The organism is Parasedimentitalea marina (assembly GCF_004006175.1).
Classification (GTDB): domain Bacteria; phylum Pseudomonadota; class Alphaproteobacteria; order Rhodobacterales; family Rhodobacteraceae; genus Parasedimentitalea; species Parasedimentitalea marina.
Window position 1 is genome coordinate 540,670 of the sequence record NZ_CP033219.1, and the last position, 19,039, is coordinate 559,708.

The 19,039-nt window shown below is 54.6% G+C and carries 21 protein-coding genes, 2 tRNA genes and 1 pseudogene; 16 read left to right on the top strand and 8 right to left on the bottom strand.

Features of this window, described 5'->3' with window-relative positions; all coding sequences use genetic code 11:
* Positions 1–60: 60 nt before the first annotated feature.
* On the bottom strand, positions 61–693 hold the full coding sequence (locus EBB79_RS02730; protein WP_127747433.1) for a glutathione S-transferase family protein: 633 nt from the start codon (positions 691–693) through the stop codon (positions 61–63).
* A gap of 117 nt (positions 694–810) precedes the next feature.
* Here EBB79_RS02730 and EBB79_RS02735 point away from each other — a divergent pair, with 117 nt between their 5' ends.
* Positions 811–1,689 (top strand): LysR family transcriptional regulator, encoded by an 879-nt coding sequence (locus tag EBB79_RS02735; protein ID WP_127747435.1) that lies wholly within the window; start codon positions 811–813, stop codon positions 1,687–1,689.
* Between the two features lie 112 nt (positions 1,690–1,801).
* Here EBB79_RS02735 and EBB79_RS02740 read toward each other — a convergent pair whose 3' ends face one another.
* The 4 genes from EBB79_RS02740 to EBB79_RS02755 form a co-directional block, all read right to left on the bottom strand.
* Positions 1,802–2,863: a flavin monoamine oxidase family protein gene (locus EBB79_RS02740; RefSeq protein ID WP_127747437.1), complete on the bottom strand. Its 1,062-nt coding sequence runs from the start codon at positions 2,861–2,863 to the stop codon at positions 1,802–1,804.
* A 110-nt stretch (positions 2,864–2,973) separates the two neighbouring features.
* Positions 2,974–3,642 carry a cupin domain-containing protein gene (locus EBB79_RS02745; protein ID WP_127747439.1) on the bottom strand — a complete coding sequence of 223 codons (669 nt, stop codon included), beginning with the start codon at positions 3,640–3,642 and terminating at the stop codon, positions 2,974–2,976.
* A gap of 297 nt (positions 3,643–3,939) precedes the next feature.
* Positions 3,940–4,662 (bottom strand): glutathione S-transferase family protein, encoded by a 723-nt coding sequence (locus tag EBB79_RS02750; RefSeq protein ID WP_127747441.1) that lies wholly within the window; start codon positions 4,660–4,662, stop codon positions 3,940–3,942.
* A 30-nt stretch (positions 4,663–4,692) separates the two neighbouring features.
* Entirely contained in the window at positions 4,693–5,256 is a 564-nt protein-coding gene (locus EBB79_RS02755; RefSeq protein ID WP_238704980.1) for a carboxymuconolactone decarboxylase family protein, read from the bottom strand.
* Positions 5,257–5,380: 124 nt separating this feature from the next.
* Here EBB79_RS02755 and EBB79_RS02760 point away from each other — a divergent pair, with 124 nt between their 5' ends.
* The 6 genes and pseudogenes from EBB79_RS02760 (at position 5,381) to EBB79_RS02785 (ending at position 9,671) form a co-directional block, all read left to right on the top strand.
* The gene (locus EBB79_RS02760) at positions 5,381–6,289 is read left to right on the top strand and encodes a LysR family transcriptional regulator (RefSeq protein ID WP_164860734.1); all 909 of its coding nucleotides are present in this window, start codon (positions 5,381–5,383) and stop codon (positions 6,287–6,289) included.
* 79 nt (positions 6,290–6,368) lie between these two features.
* Entirely contained in the window at positions 6,369–6,569 is a 201-nt protein-coding gene (locus EBB79_RS02765) for a hypothetical protein (protein ID WP_127747447.1), read from the top strand.
* A 172-nt stretch (positions 6,570–6,741) separates the two neighbouring features.
* Positions 6,742–7,068, top strand: a pseudogene (locus tag EBB79_RS02770) (DDE-type integrase/transposase/recombinase); the annotation flags it as partial.
* 214 nt (positions 7,069–7,282) lie between these two features.
* Positions 7,283–7,789, top strand: a complete 507-nt coding sequence (locus tag EBB79_RS02775; RefSeq protein WP_127747449.1) for a thioredoxin domain-containing protein — start codon at positions 7,283–7,285, stop codon at positions 7,787–7,789.
* Positions 7,790–8,580: 791 nt separating this feature from the next.
* Positions 8,581–9,177: an ankyrin repeat domain-containing protein gene (locus EBB79_RS02780; protein ID WP_127747451.1), complete on the top strand. Its 597-nt coding sequence runs from the start codon at positions 8,581–8,583 to the stop codon at positions 9,175–9,177.
* 14 nt (positions 9,178–9,191) lie between these two features.
* The gene (locus tag EBB79_RS02785) at positions 9,192–9,671 is read left to right on the top strand and encodes a YHS domain-containing (seleno)protein (protein ID WP_127747453.1); all 480 of its coding nucleotides are present in this window, start codon (positions 9,192–9,194) and stop codon (positions 9,669–9,671) included.
* A 7-nt stretch (positions 9,672–9,678) separates the two neighbouring features.
* Here EBB79_RS02785 and EBB79_RS02790 read toward each other — a convergent pair whose 3' ends face one another.
* Together EBB79_RS02790 and EBB79_RS02795 are read right to left on the bottom strand one after the other, a co-directional pair.
* Positions 9,679–11,886, bottom strand: a complete 2,208-nt coding sequence (locus tag EBB79_RS02790) for an adenylate/guanylate cyclase domain-containing protein (RefSeq protein ID WP_127747455.1) — start codon at positions 11,884–11,886, stop codon at positions 9,679–9,681.
* Positions 11,887–12,184: 298 nt separating this feature from the next.
* A tRNA-Gln gene (locus EBB79_RS02795) sits at positions 12,185–12,259 on the bottom strand.
* A gap of 18 nt (positions 12,260–12,277) precedes the next feature.
* Here EBB79_RS02795 and EBB79_RS02800 point away from each other — a divergent pair.
* On the top strand, positions 12,278–12,484 hold the full coding sequence (locus EBB79_RS02800) for a hypothetical protein (protein ID WP_127747457.1): 207 nt from the start codon (positions 12,278–12,280) through the stop codon (positions 12,482–12,484).
* 311 nt (positions 12,485–12,795) lie between these two features.
* On the opposite strand, the gene EBB79_RS02805 is transcribed toward EBB79_RS02800, so the two are convergent.
* Positions 12,796–12,870: transfer RNA gene (locus EBB79_RS02805), tRNA-Thr, on the bottom strand.
* A 54-nt stretch (positions 12,871–12,924) separates the two neighbouring features.
* Here EBB79_RS02805 and EBB79_RS02810 point away from each other — a divergent pair.
* The 8 genes from EBB79_RS02810 to infA all read left to right on the top strand — a co-directional run bounded on the left by EBB79_RS02810 (position 12,925) and on the right by infA (position 18,919).
* Positions 12,925–13,239, top strand: a complete 315-nt coding sequence (locus EBB79_RS02810) for a hypothetical protein (protein WP_127747459.1) — start codon at positions 12,925–12,927, stop codon at positions 13,237–13,239.
* A 6-nt stretch (positions 13,240–13,245) separates the two neighbouring features.
* Positions 13,246–14,514 carry a UDP-N-acetylglucosamine 1-carboxyvinyltransferase gene (murA, locus tag EBB79_RS02815; protein ID WP_127747461.1) on the top strand — a complete coding sequence of 423 codons (1,269 nt, stop codon included), beginning with the start codon at positions 13,246–13,248 and terminating at the stop codon, positions 14,512–14,514.
* A complete protein-coding gene (locus tag EBB79_RS02820; RefSeq protein ID WP_127747463.1) occupies positions 14,514–14,990 on the top strand; it encodes a DUF2948 family protein in 477 nt (158 codons plus the stop codon). Before murA ends, EBB79_RS02820 begins: the two co-directional genes overlap by 1 nt.
* A 62-nt stretch (positions 14,991–15,052) precedes the next feature.
* Positions 15,053–16,354: a histidinol dehydrogenase gene (gene hisD / locus EBB79_RS02825; protein WP_127747465.1), complete on the top strand. Its 1,302-nt coding sequence runs from the start codon at positions 15,053–15,055 to the stop codon at positions 16,352–16,354.
* A 359-nt stretch (positions 16,355–16,713) separates the two neighbouring features.
* Positions 16,714–17,193 (top strand): UPF0262 family protein, encoded by a 480-nt coding sequence (locus tag EBB79_RS02830; protein ID WP_127747467.1) that lies wholly within the window; start codon positions 16,714–16,716, stop codon positions 17,191–17,193.
* A gap of 4 nt (positions 17,194–17,197) precedes the next feature.
* Entirely contained in the window at positions 17,198–17,647 is a 450-nt protein-coding gene (locus EBB79_RS02835) for an arsenate-mycothiol transferase ArsC (protein WP_127747469.1), read from the top strand.
* A gap of 90 nt (positions 17,648–17,737) precedes the next feature.
* Positions 17,738–18,616 carry a carbon-nitrogen hydrolase family protein gene (locus EBB79_RS02840; protein ID WP_127747471.1) on the top strand — a complete coding sequence of 293 codons (879 nt, stop codon included), beginning with the start codon at positions 17,738–17,740 and terminating at the stop codon, positions 18,614–18,616.
* Between the two features lie 84 nt (positions 18,617–18,700).
* Positions 18,701–18,919: a translation initiation factor IF-1 gene (gene infA, locus EBB79_RS02845; RefSeq protein WP_005978431.1), complete on the top strand. Its 219-nt coding sequence runs from the start codon at positions 18,701–18,703 to the stop codon at positions 18,917–18,919.
* The last annotated feature ends 120 nt before the right edge of the window (positions 18,920–19,039 follow it).

Consider the following 19,039-nt stretch of genomic DNA (forward strand, 5'->3'; position numbering starts at 1 on the left):
TCATTTAAAAAATCAAAGAAATGGTTTGCCCAACCTTTATGGAACGGTTGGGCAAATGGCTCAGGCGGCAGTGTCTGCGCGCAAACCAACGGGTGTTACCTGCATTGGAACAAAGCCATCAAGCGCCTCGATGTTGGTCAGCAGGCGGCGCACATTCGGATAAGGCTCCAGCGAAACGTCTCCTTCGGGAGCATGCGCTGTGTAGCTATAGATCGCAACATCAGCGATTGTGGGGGTATCACCGACAAGATAATCGCGGCCTTCCAAATGCGCCTCGATTTTCCCCAAAACCTTGGCTGCTGTAGCGTGGGTAAAGTCCACATCCAAGGGCGCCTTAAAGACGTTGATCAAACGGGCCGCGGCGGGGCCAAAGGCCAATTCACCAGCCGCCAGCGTTAGAAATTTTTGCACAGCGGCCTCTTCAGCTGGATCAGTTGGGATGTACGATGGCGCATACTTCCGGGCCAGATAAACCAAAATCGCATTGCTGTCGCTGATCACGGTCTCACCGTCCTCGATCACGGGCACCTGACCAAAGGGGTTCTTGGCAAGGAAATCGTCCTTCTTGTGGGCACCGTTTGCAAGGTCAACGGTCAGGACCTCGTGGTTGATACCTGCAAGGCTGGCGAACAGTTCAACACGGTGTGAGTGGCCGGAAAGTGGGAAGCCGTGAATGCGGATGGCGTTAGACATGTGTGTTTTCCTTTGACGGTGCCAGGGTCAGTCCCCGGCGATGCCTTAAGAATAGCTTGAGCTGTCACCGGCGATAATGTACCTATTTGTTCAAATATTATGAATGGATTGAACATAATGGACACGATCCAGGGCATGCGTACCTTTGCTGCTGTCGCGGCACATCAGTCTTTTACCGACGGTGCCAAAAGGGTTGGGATCAGCACCAAACTGGCCAGCAAATATGTGGGGCAGCTTGAGGAACGGCTTGGTGCGCAGCTGTTCAATCGAACCACCCGTAGCGTAGCACTGACCGAGACAGGCCGGTCTTATTATGACCGTTGCCTACCCCTGTTGGAGCAGTTTGATGAGCTCGAAGGACTGGTTCACGACAGGCAGTCAGAGTTGGCGGGGCGTATCCGGATCACCGCACCTACGGGGTTCGGATCGTCACATCTGGTCCGGATGTTGAAACCCTTTCAGGCGGCCCACCCAAAGGTCTCCATCGAACTACACCTATCTGACCATCATGTATCTATCATTGAAGAAGGTTTTGACCTTGCCGTTCGTTTTGGAATTCTGAAGGATTCCAGCCTTGTCGCACGCAAGTTGATGGACATGAGAATTGTCTGCTGCGCCTCCCCCGACTACCTGAGAGAACATGGCGAGCCAAAGAACCCAGCCGCACTGACCACCCACAATTGCCTTCTTCGGACGATTTCCGGGTATGGTGACAGTTGGGATTTCAAAACCCCCAATGGTGTTGGGTCGGTTCCGGTGTCTGGCAACTTTCGCGCCAATTCACCGTTGGCCGTTGCAAATATGGCTGCGGACGGGCTTGGGATTGGGCGTATCCCTTATTATACAGTACAGCCATTTTTGAAGTCTGGGCAGCTTAAGTTGCTTTTTGAGGATGAGGAGGCCAGGGTTATCGGGCTTTATGCCGTCTATCCCCCGAGCAGACATTTGACGGCCCGTATCCGCGCACTGATAGAACATTTGGCGGATCAGACTTGAACTTGTTATTTTGCTTAGGGACCCACTATTAAAACTACATTGCCAAAGCGTGCCCCTGCGCGTGTTCGCCAAAACTCATCACGACATCTTGGTACCTCAGGATATCAGGCTCTCAAGCGGTTGCGTGTTTCAGGCTTGTGAGCGCATTCTCCGCGGCTTCCAAAGCCCCTTCGAGGTATCCGCCGAACTGGGGTGCTACTTCGGTTCCACTAAAGATAAGGTCCCCTTGCCAGACGTCGCTCAAGGCATGCGGCATCCCATACTCCGGATGGGACTGCAGCGGCACTTGGTCCGCAGATGTTGCAGTCAAAGGATCAAAAGCCCAATCCTTGATCAAAAGCGCAACCGGGTCTGCCGCATCTGGCCCGAACATACGGACAAACTGTGCCTGAATGCGCTGTCTCAACTCATGTTCATCCAGACGAGACCGCGGCGGCACACCGATGAAGCCAAACAAGGCATAAGGACCGCCTTGCGCAGGACTCGCATCGTGGATTTCGACCATCGGTCCATGGTGGCTCATCGCGTCGCCAGACAGGCCAGCTTCTGTCCAGAAGGATTTTTCATAGACCGCAACTACTTTAGCATGCCCTGCCATCCAGGTGGCGACGCTTTTCATGGCGTTATGGGCCTGAGCTGGCAGCGATGGCGAGAAGTCGATCTGGTCGGCTATCCGCAAAGGTAGAGCTAAAACAACGCGTTGTGCCAGTATCGCCTGGCCGTTACCCTCGATTGCGGTGATACCCTCTGGGCGCCGCTCAAGTGCAATGATCGGTGTGGATCGTAGTAATCGACCTTCGGGGATGGCACCGGCCAGCTTGGCAATTAGTGCACCGAGCCCGCCTTTCAGCCGATACGCTCCCTGCATGGATGCAAATCCCTGGCCCCGCTGCACATGGCCCTGTTCGGTTTCGAAAAGCAGATCTCCTTGGTAGGACTGATCAAAGCGGGTAAGCCCCAGACGGTCCACCAATTTGGCCATTCGCGGTTGCCCCGGCCAGAACCACGCAGGCCCCAGGTCAAATGCACCTCCGCCAACGTGCTCCGTCAGGATGCGGCCACCCAAGCGGTCGCGGGCCTCAACCAGCAGGAAGTCCTGTTGCTGCTCGGCAAGCTGTGACGCAAGGTTCAGGCCGGCCAGGCCGCCACCGATGATCAGAGTTTCTGTCTTCATGTCTCACTTGCTTTCATGGGAAGCTACCACTCCAATCGCGTGGAGCAGGGGGTGACACAGGCCACCCCTGCCTTGGCGAGTTGCGCCACGGGCCATTCGGCACACAGGCTTCAAACGGCTGGTTTCTCTGCAAAGGGCAAATGCCCGGTCTTCATCCAGATTTTTGCTCCATCGGCACCTGCAATGGCCGAAAGAGCCTTTCCTTCGGGCAGGCGCAGCCAAGCATGCTTTGCCAGTACAGTGCCATCCACCGTAACTGAGCCGTCGATAACCAGCATCTCGATCCCACCTATCGCACCAGAGGTCAGGATCGCACCCGCCTCAAGTTGGCTGTATGTCACCGTTTCGCGATCATCTTCATGTAGTTTGGCCGTGGCAATGCCATCCTCCGGAGCAGCCAGTTCCTCGGCCATGGTTTTGCGAAACTGGGTGCGATCCGCCATGTCGAACTGCCACAGTTTGACAAATATGGTGCAGCCTTCATCCGAACCCGGCGTATGGGCGCTGGTCGGCGGATTACGCACATAAGTGCCTTCGGGAAAGTCGCCGTGTTCGTCCTGGAATACGCCGTCAAGAACGATGAATTCTTCACCACCCGTATGGGTATGGGCCGAAAACTTGCTTCCGGGTGCATAGCGCACGATGGTCGTGGCACGAGCTACTTCGCCACCTATGCGATCCAACATCCGCCGATCGACGCCTTTCATCGGAGAGGCTTGCCACTCGAGCTGATCAGAATGGACCAGTACGCGGGTCGAAAAATCGGAATTGAGTTCCATATCTCTTGTCCTTTTAGGTCAGGCGGTTGTTTCAGTCTGGCCAACAATGGAGGGACGGGACGCAAACCTTGTGCGTCAATCCCGCAGGTTCTTCATGGTTTCGGGAAGCCTTCGACGTCGTGGGTTTTCATGGCCATACCTGTCCGTGAGCTGCAAGATGAATTCTATCTACCGATAGGTAGGTGAGCTGTCAACACCCGTTTGCATTGAGAGCTGATGAAGCAAAGAGGCAGGCGATTGATCGACCGCGCCTAAAACGAATATTCCCGCCCAAGCGATCGTTGTGGGGACTTACTGTCAGGCTGCTACTGTAACATCGGCCTGTCCGCCGCCGTTACTATAGGGCAAGTAGAAATCCACCAGCCGTTCAACATAGGTTTCTCTGTCCCCCTCTGTGCCGCTAAGCAGGCCAGATTGCTGTACCGCCCGCAACCACTTTGCGTATCGTTGCCAGACATCTCCTGACAGCGGCACAGAATAGGTACGGTAGTGTGACAGGATGATAGCAATCCGTGACGCAAACGGTGCAAATGCAATATCAACCGCATTGATGTCAGACCCGGAGAAAAACGGCCCCTGTGGTGACATCGCAGTACTGAATGCCGCCAATCCATCTTCCATCTCCTGAAGAGCGGCTGCGCCGTCTGCACTGCCCGTCGGGGCCTTCAATGCGCGATACATGTACGGGATAATCTTGCGACCAGGGAAATCAATCCAGTACAGCGTGTCCGCCCGGGCTGCCGGGGACCGGGGAAACAGGTCAGGTCCCTGTCCCCGAAAAGCCTCGTCGATATATTCCAACACCCGCAGAGAGTCTGGCACCGTGACTGCCGCATCCGGACCTTCCTCCTGCACCTGAAACACAGGAACTTGTCCGGTCCCGCGCGATACACGCATCCAGTCTACTGTTTTTGCGTATGGATCGGTCTCTACATAGTCAAAGGAGACCTTTTTGTGTGCCAACCCTATCCAGGCTCGTTGTGCAAATGGGCAGTACCAAGCAGAATAAAGTGTAGCCATAAAAGGCCTCCTTCCTTTTTGTGAACGAATTCAGACCGCGTAGTCGCTAAACGCTGCATCCAGAGGGGTCTCAGCCAAATGGTTGGTGTAGTTCGAAAGCGTCTTAACGGATATTGCCAAGACCACAGCCAAAACGTGTTCTTGGGTGAAGCCGGCACTCAGAAAATCATCCATCAGCGACGGATCTACCTTGCCGCGTGTCTCGGTCATGCCAAAGGCAAATCGCGCCAATGCATCCAACCGAGGGTCAGATATCGGTGTACCTGAACGAAGGCTCTGCAACACATCTGCCGGAACGCCCGACATCTTGTCCGCCACCATTGAATGAGCCGCAGTACAGTAGTCACAGCCATTGGCGCGGCTGATCGCCAGAAAAACCACCTCTTGTTCGACCGAGGAAAACCCCGCCTCACTCCGAAAGGCCGCGTATCCGGCGTTATAAGTGCTGAACACTGCGGGTAGGTTGGCCATGTACCCGTACATGTTGGGTACAAATCCCATGGCCTTTTTGGTTGTGGCCAGTTGCTCGGCCGCAGCAGGCAATACAGAGTTTTCATCAAGAAGCGGCAGGGTCGGCAAAACTGCGTGGGTCATCATCTGTAATCCTTGGCTCGGAAACCGGAGATCAGTTTCTCGTGTTCAAAGGATGTAATCGATTGCCGAAAATAAATAAGACTGGCAGGTTGGATATGATTTATCCAAATTTGGCATGCATCAAATGGACAATGAACTGGCTTTGCGACTGTTCGTAACCGTGGTTGAGGAAAACAGCGTCTCCAAAGGCGGGGCGCGACTAAACGTGCCACAGTCCTCAGCTTCGCGCCTGCTTAGCCGGCTTGAGGAGAACCTGGGCACCCGCCTATTACAGCGTTCGACCCGCAGCTTACAACTGACAGAGGCAGGCAGGATCTACTTCGAACGTGCCCGCCAGATCGTGACCGCCCTGGACGAGGCCAGCGCCGCCGTCCGGGACCTCAGCGGTACACCCTCTGGGCTGCTCAGGGTGACTGCGCCTGCTGGATTTGCACGTCAATACATCGCACCGCATCTAGTTGAATTTTCATCGCTCTACCCTGAAATCAACCTGGGCCTTTCACTGCAGGACACGGTCGAGGATCTTGTCAGTCTCGGCTATGATATCGCAATCCGGTTCGGGGCACTGCCAGACTCTGGACTCGTCGCTCGCAACCTTGCAGGCAGCACCCTTGTCGCTTGCGCAAGCCCTGCCTATCTGGATCAACACGGAGCACCAGAACAGGTCGCGGATCTGGCGGCACGCAATTGCCTGTGCTTTCGCTCCAACCCCGGCAAGAACAGTTGGAGTTTTACGCTTGGGGACCAATCTCAGTCTGTGAAGGTCGGTGGCTCGATGTACAGCAACAATGGCGATGCGCTGATGGCGGCGGCCCTGTCTGGTTACGGAATTATCATGCAGCCGTCATGGACAGTTCAGATCGCACTGGACAGTGGCCAGCTTGTCCGGATCTTACCCGATCACCAACACGGCCCTTCCAGCATCCCTATTCACGCGGTCTTTGCCCATAAACAACATTTACCGCCCAAGACCCGCGTTTTTGTAGAGTTTATGACCCGGAAGATCAGAGCAAACACCTGGGCCATATTCTGAGGCCAATTCCCTTTCCCTTCCCTCTGAGCCTCACACGGGGCTTCCTACTACCCGACATCCTCTCCCGGAGGGTGTAGCCATGGATCAGACATGGCACGACAAACACACTCTAACCCCAGGAATGCACGTCGTCATTCATGCCTTCGACGATATTCCTGAACATGAGTTCGAAATATCCGAGGTCTTCGGCGACTGCGTTGGCAGTTATTCTCTCACAGGGCCACTGGCTGGCGAATACGGCGAGCCTGATTTCGAGATGATCCTACGGGTCCTCGACTGAACCATCCTCACAATCTAACAAGAAACGAACAGGCTATGTCGTCTGCTCGAATTCGCTATGCCTGCCTGAAAGGTCAGACTGGGCTTTATCGTAGAAACTACCCCAAGGACGTTGCTGCATTCCTTGGCCAACAAGCCCAGTAATGGTACAGTCAAGATTACCGGGCGTACCCAGCGTCGCATTCCGCGCACCACCCAAAAACTGCATTTATCACACCGACCGTGGCAGCCAATATTGTTCACACGACTATCAGAAGATCCTGCGCCAACACGGCTTCAAGGTATCCATGAGCAGAAAGGGTAATTGCAGCGACAAAGCGGCCGTCGAAACATTCTTTAAAACCATCAAGGCAGAATTGCTCTGGTGGCATTCATGGGAAACGAGGCGGAAGGTTGAGATGGACATCTTCGAATACATAAACGGGTTCTACAATCCCCGGCGCCGCCACTCAGCATTGGGCTGGAAAAGCCCCACCGCCTTTGAACGGAAGGTGGCTTAAACGAGCACTTGGGGCGGCACGAAAGCGGGACAGGTCCAGAGATCACTTCCCCTTGAGATGGCCGCGTACTCATTTCCGGCCCTTCGTTGCTGTTCGTGATCATTGCAGCGAATGGCGAGTCAGGAGCCGTTTCAAAATAATGTGAATTGTGCCCTGTCCAGAAGTTAGCGATGTTGCCCTAATTATTTTTAGCTTTCCCAAGGTGCGATCACTCATGAAAAAGCAGCCGAAAAAACTTCGCAAAAAACGCGTCGGTATGCCGATCGACCCAGCGGCGGTTGCTGAGAAAGCTAAAATCGAAGGGCGACGACGGTTTCTGCGCATTGTCCGCAATGGGGCGATTTCGCTTCCCGTTCTTGCAGGGGTTGGTTATTTTTCAGTCCAGTCTGTTCAAGCCTCTATTTGCGAGGCGGACCTAACCAAAATCGGGCAAGGCAAGCCGTCAATAGTTCAAGTCCATGACCCCCAATGCCCGTTATGTCGAACGCTTCAACGTCAAACCCGTAAAGCTTTGAAATCCTTCGATAGTGATTCCTTTACGTTTCTGGTTGCGAATATCAAAACTCCCGATGGCAGCTCGTTTGCTGCACGATATGGCGTACCGCATGTCACGCTGTTGTTGTTTGATGCGAGTGGCGAGATGGTGCAAATTGTTAGAGGGCCAAGTGACACGGAGAGCTTACGCGCCATTTTTGAGACTCACTTGAAGACCTACAGCTAATGGCAAGTTGAGCTCATATTGCAGTTTTTATAGTACGCGAGATGCTTAGTCATGGTAAGAGGCGTCGAGCTGGTTTTGAGGCGAAGTAATGATTATCGAACTCCGCCCTTATTTCTATTCAGATGTAATCAGCACAACCACCAATCACACCTGTCCGGGCATCCTTTCAGTGCGTCAGGGCGGGCTCCCCATCCCCTTATTTTTGCCTCAGCATCCCTAACCCTACTCATTGACCCCGATATACAGACCACTTGTGAGCATCATTACTCAGGATGACTACGAGCATTGACCGCTTCCATGCCCTTCTAGGGAAAGCTAGTAAGGGTCCTAGTAGGTCTTCTTCTTAGGAGCTTTGGTTAGGATCTCTAGTAGAGGGCTAGTACTTAGATACCTAAGTAATACCAGCACTCTACACTAGAGACTTTCCTGACCAAGGCCTTTGACAATGAGCAAGATAGCAGATCCATAGCAATCCCGGCCCATAGACGTTCATAGGTGGTCTGATCATCCTGAGCGGTCGTTATCATCCCGGAAGGGCTTCATTCACTTCTACAGTCGTACAATTGAACTGAGCAAGCCCAGTTTTGGACTAAGGCACTGGCTAGATTGAGCGCTATGCACTGCCTACATACTGGCTAGATGAGAGCCATAGCGCACCCAAGATTCGAACGATTCCAACATCAGATATATTCTCCAAAATCTGCAATGAACGGGCAGATCTAACCGAAGTCGTGGAATAATCGATGTAGGATTTTTACAATACGTGGTATGGTAAAAATGGAGGGCCTTTCATGTTACGCGTTGGCCTATCGACCTTTGCTCTAGCTCTGATATCCGGTTTTGCTGAAGCCGGTGCGCTCTATGATGCCGCAAAGATGGGTGACCAGGGGTCAGTCGAACATCTTATTTCGACTGGTGAGAATGTTGACGCATTAGGCCCAAACAAGGAAACGCCACTAACAGCAGCTACGCTGCGCGACGATGTCGAAATTGCTGAAATCCTAATTGACCGTGGCGCTAATGTAATGGCGCGCAACACTGGCGGGTTCACACCTTTGCATGCAGCTGCCTATGCTGGAAGTGCGAAAGTCGCAGCGTTATTGCTAGCCAATGGAGCTGGTCTTGAAGACGTCCGGAACGTTTCTGGCGCGACACCCTTGATCGTAGCGGCAGAGGAAAACAGAGTGGATGTTGCTCAGCTGTTGATCGCGCGTGGGGTAAATATAAGTATCTTAGACAGAGACGGATTTTCTGCGCTAACCGGGGCATGGTCAAAAAACCGGATTGAGATGGTGCGGCTGCTAAAGCAAAACGGCGCGGTCTGCCAACCTAGTGAGGTGCTGGGGACAGAAGAATATTACAGGAAATGCGTTGAATATGGCAAATAGCAGGAGGGTCGAAAATGTATGTTTTTCTCCGATTTTGGTTCGCAGTGCTGGTGGCATTCGGCGGCCCTGCTTTTGCGGCCGACCCGGTAAACACCGGTCTTTTTGGCGGGGTGGCAATAAAGGGGTATGACACGGTCGCGTATTTTTCTGAGGGTCGAGCAATGAAAGGTTCGGAAGAGTTCTCTTACAACTGGCTCGGCACACCGTGGCATTTCGCCAACGCAAAGCATCGAAACTTGTTCGCGGATGATCCCGGCAAGTACGCGCCACAATATGGCGGTTACTGTACACTTGGTGTTGGTCTGGACGGACACGCCGCAGAAAACATTGATCCTGAAACGTCCTGGCGGATCATCGATGACAAACTCTATTTCGTCTACGCTGCAGAATATGTTGGTGAGCTTGATGGGCCTTCAAGGGACGAATGGCTGGCAAAAGCCGAGGCCAATTGGCCTGAAGTGAAAGCGCGTGTGGAGCAGGAACTGAGCAACTGAAGCAGGATCAGTCGACTGGCGAAAAATGAAAGACTTTTGTCGCGTTTACGTAGGTGTACATGTACTCCCCCTCGACCAAAGAGGCGGCGTTGCGGTAGATCGGACCACAGACGGTTCGACCGAGTGACAGTGACTCTACACGTTCGCACAACATGTCGCCCGAAATGGTCACTTCACCCGTTGCAATGTAAGCCATTGTACGAAATGCCAATGAACCATCTGCACCGATCTGCGTAACACCGGGGCCGATCCCTTCGACATTGCCTTGCCATATGCTCCCAAATGTAACGTGCCTGATTTCATCTGCGGTCAGGGGCTCGCGGGTTCCGGCATCGAAGCCCCATGGCCATTTTTGCAATCCACCTTTGGCGAGTGCGCCAAGAAATGTCGTCAAATCTTCCGCTCTGCGGAGATGTCCAAACTTCATCCGGTATAGTTCCACGGACATGTTTGCTTCCAGACGCTCTGCCTCTGCGGCTGCAGCGTGAGCAAGTTCTATGCGACCTGCCAATGTGTAGGCCGCAACGAGATAAGTGTAAATTTCATCGACGTTCGGTGCCGCGTCGCGAGCCTGTTCGAGTATGCTGACCGCACGCTCTGGCTGGCCATTAAGCATGTAGGCCAAACTGGCGTCGAGGCGGGTTCCGTTGGGAAGGCTTGGGTTCAGCTTTTGTGCGGTTTCGATGGCTGCAACCGCGTCGGCATGGCGGCCGCTAAAGGTATGTACGAGGTTCAGTGCCGCATAAGCTTCTGCCTCGTTCGGTCCTAAGGCGACAGCCCGTTCAGCAGAGATTAGAGCGTCCTCATAGCGACTGTCGATCACCTGTAATTCCGCAAGCACGGAATAGGTCAACGAGAGTTCTGCGTCAATCTTCAGTGCTTTGCTGGCGTGTTCATAGGCTCGTTTTCGAGCAACCGGGAATGCCAAAATATCGTCGTAGTTGCTACGCATGACATAGGCCTCGGTCCTCGCTGTCGCGGCAAAAGCCCGAGCAAACTCAGGATCGAGTTCCGTCGACTTTGTGTAAAGAGCCAGTGCCTCGTTCAGCTGTGGACGAAAGCCTGTCCGGGCTGCATGTTCGGCGCGTAGATAATAGTCGTATGCTTCGAGATTTTGGGTCGGCAGGCGTTCGAGACGCTTCTGCTCAGACAGTGAGAGCCGGACCGAAAGAGTTTCGACAATGTGGCGGATTACCTCGTCTTGAACCGCAAAAATATCTGAAGCGTTGCGCTCAATCCGGTCAGCCCAGAGGCTGTCGCCTGTTTGACTATCAATCAGCTGGGCGTTGATACGGATACGATCACCGGCGCGGCGCACACTACCATCTAGTACATAGCGGACGCCAAGCTTACGTCCCACGTCGCGAATGTCGACAGGTTGGTCTGTCAGGGTGAACGCCGTGTTACGGGCAATGACCAGAAGCCCGGAGAGGCCTGAAAGATCCGTAATCAGATCGTCCGTCAATCCGTCTGCGAAATAGTCGTCGCTGGCATCAGCGCTCAGGTTGTCGAACGGAAGTACAACAAGCGAAGGCCGATCCACGGGAGCCTGAAACTCTTGAGGGGGAAACGGCGAAGAGGTCGGAAGCCAGGGCAAAAACCAGAGCACAAGTCCCGCCACCATGGCAGCGATTCCACCACCCCCGAGTGTAAGCCACCGCATCATGGTCCGTGGCGTGCGCGGAGGTTTACCGACTGTATTCTGCATGGCCACGCGATAGACGTCGATGGGATCGGGGATATTCTTGACTTGATGCTCGCCCATCGCCTCGAACGGATGATCGACCTTTCCGCGCGTGTATTCGAAAACTGCGCGCGAAACACAGATGCCCCCGGGGTGTGCCAGCGCCTCGAGCCGGGCGGCGACATTTACTCCGTCGCCATAAATGTCTCCCTCCTCTACGATCACATCACCAACATTGACGCCGATGCGAAACAGAATTCGTTGATCGGGCGGAACATCGACCTGACGTTTCGCGACGCTCTCCTGAATTGTAATGGCACAGGAAACGGCATCGACCACGCTGGGAAATTCGATAAGGGCACCATCGCCCATCAGCTTAATAATGTGCCCGTTGTGTGTGGCAACAGTAGGCTCGAGGAAGTTATTTCGTTCAGCCCGCAACCTAACATAGGTGTCCGCTTCGTCCTTCGCCATCAGACCGCTGTAGCCGACAACGTCTATGGTAAGAATTGCTGTGAGGCGACGCTCCATTTTCCCTCGCTGATTACGAAAACAGTCATACTTGTCTAAAACACTACAGCATCAGCAGCCCAAAACGGAAATGCCCTTACAAGTGTAGACAGGAACCTCAGCCCACTAGTCCAGCCCCTTCCGCGCCACTAGATACCCCACTCACTGCCTGAATGCTTCACGTGGGTATCACCACCAGCGCTCCACTAAGAGGCCCTGTAACAGCCGAATTGCACCACCAAACCGCAGGGGCATAAATAGGGGCATTCTGAGCCACTGAGGTCGAGCAATCGGTCTGCTACATCATGTTAGAAAGTACTGGCTGGGGTGGTAGGATTCGAACCTACGATCTTCAGTACCAAAAACTGTTGCCTTACCACTTGGCCACACCCCATCAGTGAGCGGCTGTCTAATGTTACTTGCCGGTGCGCGCAAGAGGGTGATGGAAAAAAAGCAGTTCTTTTTTCACCTGTTTAGCACGGCGGCCCAAGACAAGCGTTTGGCGGCTTTAACGCGGCTGCTAAATGGTGGTCCTAAAAGCGTTCAAAGCTCGGTCTGGAGGCTCATTTTCGCCTGTGGTGTCACGTCTCTACGTGTTGATGAATTGTCTGTAACCTAAGTCAGATTCGCGACCTCAATTCTGCTGTTGCACGGCAGAAGCGCATCCGGAGATCCCAAGATGCTTGGAAGTGTCTCTCTGTGAGGGTAGGCGGCCCCTATACAAATTCGGATTCTACGGAAACTTTCGAATTGGGATAGAAGTCTTCTCTGGCCAATTCACACTAGGACTCTGCGGAGCGTTTGGAGCCGGGCTCCGTCATAGGGAACTGCGAAACAGTCACCATGTTTCGTAAGAATCACGTATTCCATTGACCTGTGTCACCGATCACTTTTGCCAGAATGGCAAATTTCAGCCTAATCGGGGATGGATGGTGCTGTGAGGGAGGATTGAACTCCCGACCTCACCCTTACCAAGGGTGTGCTCTACCACTGAGCTACCACAGCGCACTGTCTTCCAGATGGTCACTTGGTAACTAGCGGGCTCTGGAAGGACCCATAGTGATCAGCTACCTAAGTGTTGGAGCCAATGTGCTGTCGAAAACGATTGTCTTCTGCAACACAGCAGCGCCGGTGAGGGGGCTTTTAGGGGCAATTTCAAAACTGTGCAAGGGCAATCTGGACGGTTTTTCCACACTAAGTTACACAGGGTTTATGGCAGATAAGAAAACACCCAAAAGCAACGGTAATTCCGCTGCACGCGAAGACCGGCTTAAGGCCGCGTTGAAGGTCAATATGGCACGGCGCAAGGCGCAGGCCAGGGCACGTGCGGACACAAGCGCTGATGGCAAACAGACAGGCAAGTCAGAAGGATAACGGCAGATGGACTCAATTTTGGTAACCGGTGGCGGTGAGCTGAGCGGTCAAATCCCCATAGCAGGGGCTAAAAACGCCTGTTTGACACTGATGCCGGCGACATTGCTAAGCGACGAACCGCTGACGCTGACAAATGCGCCACGGCTGAGCGATATCAAAACCATGACCGAGTTGTTGCAGTCGCTTGGAGCCGAAGTGACGTCCTTGCAAGATGGAAAAGTACTGGCAATGTCCAGTCACACAATCAGCAATCACACTGCTGACTATGACATCGTGCGCAAGATGCGGGCCTCTATACTTGTTCTGGGCCCAATGCTGGCACGGGATGGCCATGCCGTGGTATCACTGCCCGGTGGCTGCGCCATTGGTGCGCGGCCGGTGGATCTGCACCTCAAAGCACTCGAGGCGCTGGGGGCTGAGCTGGAGCTCAAGGACGGTTATGTGCACGCCAAGGCGCCGGGCGGCCTGAAGGGCGGTATCGTCGATTTCCCGCTGGTTTCGGTGGGGGCGACCGAAAATGTGCTGATGGCGGCCACTTTGGCAAAGGGCACAACAGTGATCAACAACGCCGCGCGCGAGCCCGAGATTGTGGATCTGGCAGATTGTCTGCGTAAGATGGGTGCCCAGATTGATGGCGATGGCACATCGACCATCACGGTTCAGGGCGTTGACCGGCTGCATGGCGCGACTCACCCGGTTGTGACCGACCGAATCGAATTGGGTACGTATATGCTCGCCCCTGCAATTTGCGGCGGAGAGGTTGAATTGCTTGGTGGTCGGCTGGATCTGGTCGCTGCGTTTTGTGAAAAACTGGATGCTGCGGGGATCTCAGTAGAAGAGACCGACAAGGGCCTGAAGGTCGCGCGCCGAAACGGCCGGATCACTGCGGTAGACGTTGTAACCGAACCCTTCCCCGGATTTCCGACGGACCTGCAGGCGCAGATGATGGCGCTCTTGTGCACAGCAAACGGCACCTCGGTTCTGGAAGAGAAGATTTTTGAAAACCGTTTTATGCATGCCCCAGAGCTGATCCGCATGGGCGCACAGATTGAGGTGCACGGCGGAACGGCCACTGTGACCGGCGTTGATCAGCTGAAGGGCGCACCGGTGATGGCCACGGATCTACGTGCTTCGGTCTCGCTGATTCTGGCAGGCCTTGCCGCCGAAGGCGAAACTGTGGTGAGTCGGGTCTATCACCTGGATCGCGGTTATGAGCACGTGGTGGGCAAACTGTCAGCTGTTGGCGCCAAAATTGAACGGATTAAGGGGCAGTAATGGCTGACGCAACATTTGAAGAGGGCAACGAGGCGCCGTTGAACCTTGGCGCATTGTCGGGTGAAGATCTGCAAATTATCTCGTCCCTGACGCAGGACGCGGTTTTTCCAGTGACCGAAATGAAGTGGCAGGCAAAGCAATATCGCTTTGCCTTGCTGCTGAACCGGTTTCGCTGGGAAGACAGCGATACCGCCACGGCGCGGGGGCGGGCCTATGAACGGGTGCAATCGCTACTGGTCATCGACAATGTGCTGTCTGTGGCCTCGCAGGGAATCGACCGCAGTGACCGGGATGTGATTTTGTCGCTACTAGAGGTCAGCTTTGAGTCGGGCGAAGATGGCACTGGCCATGTGTTGCTGACCCTTGCAGGCGACGGTGTTTTGCGATTGTCGGTTGAGGCGCTTGAGGTTTCATTGCGTGATGTCACCCGGCCATATCAGGCACCATCGGGCAAGGTGCCGGGACACGGCGATTAATTGGACCAATTCGCTTGAGCCTGCGCACGGGCAAAGCTATTTAGCGCCAAAAGGAGAGCCCGATGCCGCAGTTTCTGGATACGACCGCTGATGATTTTGAGCTGGCGTTTGCCGCGCTGCTGGGGGCCAAGCGCGAGGATAGCCCGGACGTTGATGCCGTGGTCGCGGATATCATTGCAGATGTGCGCAGTCGTGGCGACACAGCGGTGCTGGAGCTGACTGCAAAGTTCGACCGCCTTGATCTGACATCGGATCAGCTCGCCTTTTCAAGCGACGAGATTGACGCGGCAATTGCCGAGGTCGGTGAAACTGACCGCTTGGCACTGGAATTGGCAGCCGAGCGTATCCGTGACTACCACGTCCGACAGATGCCGAGTGACGACAGCTGGACAGACAAGACGGGGGCAACCCTAGGCTGGCGTTGGACTGCGGTGTCTGCGGCGGGACTTTATGTGCCCGGTGGACTGGCCACCTATCCATCCTCGGTGTTGATGAATGCCATACCGGCCAAAGTTGCCGGTGTGCAGCGGTTGGCGATTACGGTGCCTACGCCCGATGGCAAGGTTAACCCGCTGGTTCTACTGGCGGCTCGGATCGCAGGCGTGGACGAGATCTACCGTATCGGCGGGGCTCAGGCCATTGCTGCGCTAGCCTATGGCACCAAGTCCATTGCTCCGGTTGATAAAATCACGGGTCCCGGAAATGCCTTTGTTGCCGCTGCCAAGCGTCGGGTGTTTGGTAAGGTGGGGATCGACATGATTGCCGGGCCATCGGAAATTCTGGTGATTGCTGACAAAGATAACAACCCGGATTGGATTGCACTGGATTTGTTGAGCCAGGCCGAACACGATGAAAATGCCCAATCGATCCTGATTACGGATGACGTTGAATTTGGTCGCGCAGTGGCGGACGCGGTGGACGCTCGGCTGGAAACCCTAGAGCGGCGCGCAATTGCAGGACCAAGCTGGCGCGATTACGGAGCCGTGATTACCGTCACGGACTTTGACCAGGCCGCGGAACTGTCCAACCGCATAGCTCCAGAGCATCTGGAACTATGCGTCGCCGATCCAGACGCATTAAGCCTGAAAACAGTCCACGCAGGCGCCATTTTCCTGGGTCAGTATACGCCTGAGGCGATTGGCGATTACGTAGGTGGCCCAAATCACGTGCTTCCTACCGCTCGTTCAGCCCGGTTTTCGTCCGGGTTGTCGGTCATGGATTTTCTTAAACGCACGACACTTAGCCAAATGACCCCAGCAGCGTTGCAAGCCATTGGTCCAGCAGCCGAAACACTAGCAAACAGTGAAAGTTTACAGGCGCATGGATTATCCGTACGTGCCAGGCTTGATACGTTGAACGAGTAGAGCTGAACATAAAAAAACAGGGGCTCTGCCCCTCTTGGCCTGCGGCCAATTCACCCTGGGATATTTATGGCCAGATGAAGCGGGGATCCGCTTCCCGAGCAGGCCGGGAAGCTTCACCTGGCGCGGCCATCGGCGTCCCCGCCTGTACCGCCCAAACAGGCTCGGCTTAGAAGGTTAAAGATCCGTTACTTCATCTGGCCGAAAATATCCCCGCCGGAGGCTCAAAATCGTTTTTGATGATAGATTGCCGCAAGTCGGCCTTAAACGGTTGAGCGATCGCTTTCAAAGCCATGCATTGCCCTAACCTGCGGGTTACGATACCTCTGGGCAAACGCCTACGTTCAGTGAGATCAAAGACAATGAACCGCATTAGCCAAATCGAATTGGACGACCATAACCTGCCGCCGCCGACACCTGAGATCGAGCAGGAGCGCCGGGTGGCGATTTTTGATCTCATTGAGGAGAACTCGTTCCAGTTACCTCCTCGGGAGGATCGGGCTGTTCCACAGGGGCCGTATCATCTGGGGTTGGCAATCCGTGATAAACGGTTGGTGTTTGACGTCGGGACCGAAGGGGGCGACAAGGCGGCGGAATTCCACTTGTCACTGTCACCGTTCCGGCAGGTGGTCAAAGATTACTACCAGATCTGCGAAAGCTACTTTACTGCTGTAAAAACGCTGCCGCCCAGCCAAATTGAAACCATCGATATGGCGCGCCGGGGCATCCACAATGAGGGTAGCCGCGTATTGCAAGAGCGGTTGGAGGGGAAAGCTGATATCGACACCGACACGGCCCGACGCCTGTTCACGTTGATCTGCGTGCTGCATTTCGGAGGCTGATGGGTTGAGCGAACTGCCGCAATCGGTTTTGTTTTGTTGTGACCACAATTCTGTGCGCTCGCCGATGGCCGAAGGCATCATGAAGAAATTCTATGGCACGGGAACCTATGTTCAGTCAGCTGGGGTCAAGACTGACATGGAAATTGATGGATTTTCTATTTCGGTGTGTCAGGAAATCGATGTCGAGTTGTCTCGCCATCGCTCCCGGTCGTTTGATGAGATGGAGCGCTGGGGCGATGATCTATCCTCGTTCGATTTGGTGATCGCACTGTCACCAGCCAGCCAGCGCCGGGCGCTGGAGTTGACCCGGTTCTTTCATTTGGATGTGGAGTACTGGCCGATTATGGATCCAACCGGATTGGGCGAAAGTCGCTCTGCCAAGTTGGACAGTTATCGCCAGTCCCGTGACCAGATCATCCAGCAATTGACCGACCGTTGGGGGGCTCCGAGGTGACCTCCTTAGAACGGACCTCGCTTTTTTGACCTATAGCAGAGGGCTTTCCAGTGTCGCAGCAGCGATGGATAGGCCCCTAAAGGGATGCTTATGAAAATTGCCACTGCAGCGTATCCGCTAGACTGGATCGACAGTTGGGCACAATACGAGGACAAAATCGCGTCCTGGGTTGCAGATGCAGCCGGGCAGGGGGCGGATTTGCTGGTGTTTCCTGAATATGGTGCGATGGAGTTGGCGGCTTTGGATGGAGCTGCGGTGGCGGCAGATCTTGAACGGTCCATCCATGCAGTTTCGGACCGGATGAAGGCGGCAGCCGCGGTGCACATGCGGCTGGCGATAGAGCACAGGGTTCATATCCTTGGGGCCTCGGCGCCTGTCCACTGTGGGTACTCAAGGCCGGTGAACCGGGCTGAGTTCTACACCGCGACCGGGGGGCGTGATCATCAGGATAAACAGATCATGACCCGGTCAGAGCGCGACAATTGGGATGTGATCCCAGGTGGGCCGTTGAAACTGTTTGAAACAGCACTTGGTAAAATTGGTGTTCTCACCTGTTATGACAGTGAATTTCCATTGCTGGGCCGTGCCCTGAAAGCGGCGGATATTATCTTGGTCCCATCTTGCACCGCGGCTTTGGCGGGATACTGGCGTGTACGTATCGGAGCCATGGCGCGGGCCTTGGAAGGGCAATGCGTGACTGCCATGGCCTCGCTTGTTGGGCCGGCAAAATGGTCGGGTGCGGTGGACATGAATGTGGGGATGGGCGGTATCTTTGGGCCACCTGATTCTGGGTTTCCGGGGACAGGTGTTCTGGCCGAGGGCAGGCTGAACACGCCGGGGTGGACAGTGGCCGAAGTTGATCTTGCGGACATTGCACGGGTGCGGGCTGACGGGGATGTTTTGCACCGTAGCCATTGGGACGAGCAGGAGGATCGGGTGAAATCGGTCACAATTAGCCAACTGAAGTGATTGTGCCCTTGAAAACCTACCCAAAAGCCCTCATTTAAGCGCACGTCCCGCATCTGAGCGGGGGTAACCAAAAATGGAGACAACATGGCCAAGGAAGATACGCTCGAATTTCCCGGTGTCGTAAAGGAACTCCTGCCCAATGCGACGTTTCGGGTCGAGCTGGAAAACGGCCATGAGATCATCGCACATACTGCAGGCAAGATGCGCAAGAACCGCATCCGTGTTCTCGCTGGCGATAAGGTCCAGGTGGAAATGACACCTTATGACCTGACCAAGGGACGGATCAATTATCGCTTTAAGTAAGCGAGATCCTGATTGACGACCAAAGCCCGGCCCAGTCGCCGGGCTTTTGTTATTCGGCTTTGCGATGCTCCGGCGGGGGTCCGTTGGACATCGATAAGACGGCTGCCTTGTAAGGTGGTT

Bases quoted from the DNA above. Each gene is read 5' to 3' on its own strand.
- hisD (WP_127747465.1), top strand. From the start codon at position 15,053: ATGCCGCAGTTTCTGGATACGACCGCTGATGATTTTGAGCTGGCGTTT.
- EBB79_RS02765 (WP_127747447.1), top strand. From the start codon at position 6,369: ATGGATCAGACATGGCACGACAAACACACTCTAACCCCAGGAATGCAC.
- EBB79_RS02735 (WP_127747435.1), top strand. From the start codon at position 811: ATGGACACGATCCAGGGCATGCGTACCTTTGCTGCTGTCGCGGCACAT.
- EBB79_RS02745 (WP_127747439.1), bottom strand. From the start codon at position 3,642: ATGGAACTCAATTCCGATTTTTCGACCCGCGTACTGGTCCATTCTGAT.
- EBB79_RS02840 (WP_127747471.1), top strand. From the start codon at position 17,738: ATGAAAATTGCCACTGCAGCGTATCCGCTAGACTGGATCGACAGTTGG.
- EBB79_RS02820 (WP_127747463.1), top strand. From the start codon at position 14,514: ATGGCTGACGCAACATTTGAAGAGGGCAACGAGGCGCCGTTGAACCTT.
- EBB79_RS02760 (WP_164860734.1), top strand. From the start codon at position 5,381: ATGGACAATGAACTGGCTTTGCGACTGTTCGTAACCGTGGTTGAGGAA.
- EBB79_RS02785 (WP_127747453.1), top strand. From the start codon at position 9,192: ATGTATGTTTTTCTCCGATTTTGGTTCGCAGTGCTGGTGGCATTCGGC.
- murA (WP_127747461.1), top strand. From the start codon at position 13,246: ATGGACTCAATTTTGGTAACCGGTGGCGGTGAGCTGAGCGGTCAAATC.
- EBB79_RS02800 (WP_127747457.1), top strand. From the start codon at position 12,278: ATGTTACTTGCCGGTGCGCGCAAGAGGGTGATGGAAAAAAAGCAGTTC.
- EBB79_RS02830 (WP_127747467.1), top strand. From the start codon at position 16,714: ATGAACCGCATTAGCCAAATCGAATTGGACGACCATAACCTGCCGCCG.
- EBB79_RS02730 (WP_127747433.1), bottom strand. From the start codon at position 693: ATGTCTAACGCCATCCGCATTCACGGCTTCCCACTTTCCGGCCACTCA.
- EBB79_RS02780 (WP_127747451.1), top strand. From the start codon at position 8,581: ATGTTACGCGTTGGCCTATCGACCTTTGCTCTAGCTCTGATATCCGGT.
- EBB79_RS02755 (WP_238704980.1), bottom strand. From the start codon at position 5,256: ATGACCCACGCAGTTTTGCCGACCCTGCCGCTTCTTGATGAAAACTCT.
- EBB79_RS02790 (WP_127747455.1), bottom strand. From the start codon at position 11,886: ATGGAGCGTCGCCTCACAGCAATTCTTACCATAGACGTTGTCGGCTAC.
- EBB79_RS02775 (WP_127747449.1), top strand. From the start codon at position 7,283: ATGAAAAAGCAGCCGAAAAAACTTCGCAAAAAACGCGTCGGTATGCCG.
- EBB79_RS02740 (WP_127747437.1), bottom strand. From the start codon at position 2,863: ATGAAGACAGAAACTCTGATCATCGGTGGCGGCCTGGCCGGCCTGAAC.
- EBB79_RS02750 (WP_127747441.1), bottom strand. From the start codon at position 4,662: ATGGCTACACTTTATTCTGCTTGGTACTGCCCATTTGCACAACGAGCC.
- infA (WP_005978431.1), top strand. From the start codon at position 18,701: ATGGCCAAGGAAGATACGCTCGAATTTCCCGGTGTCGTAAAGGAACTC.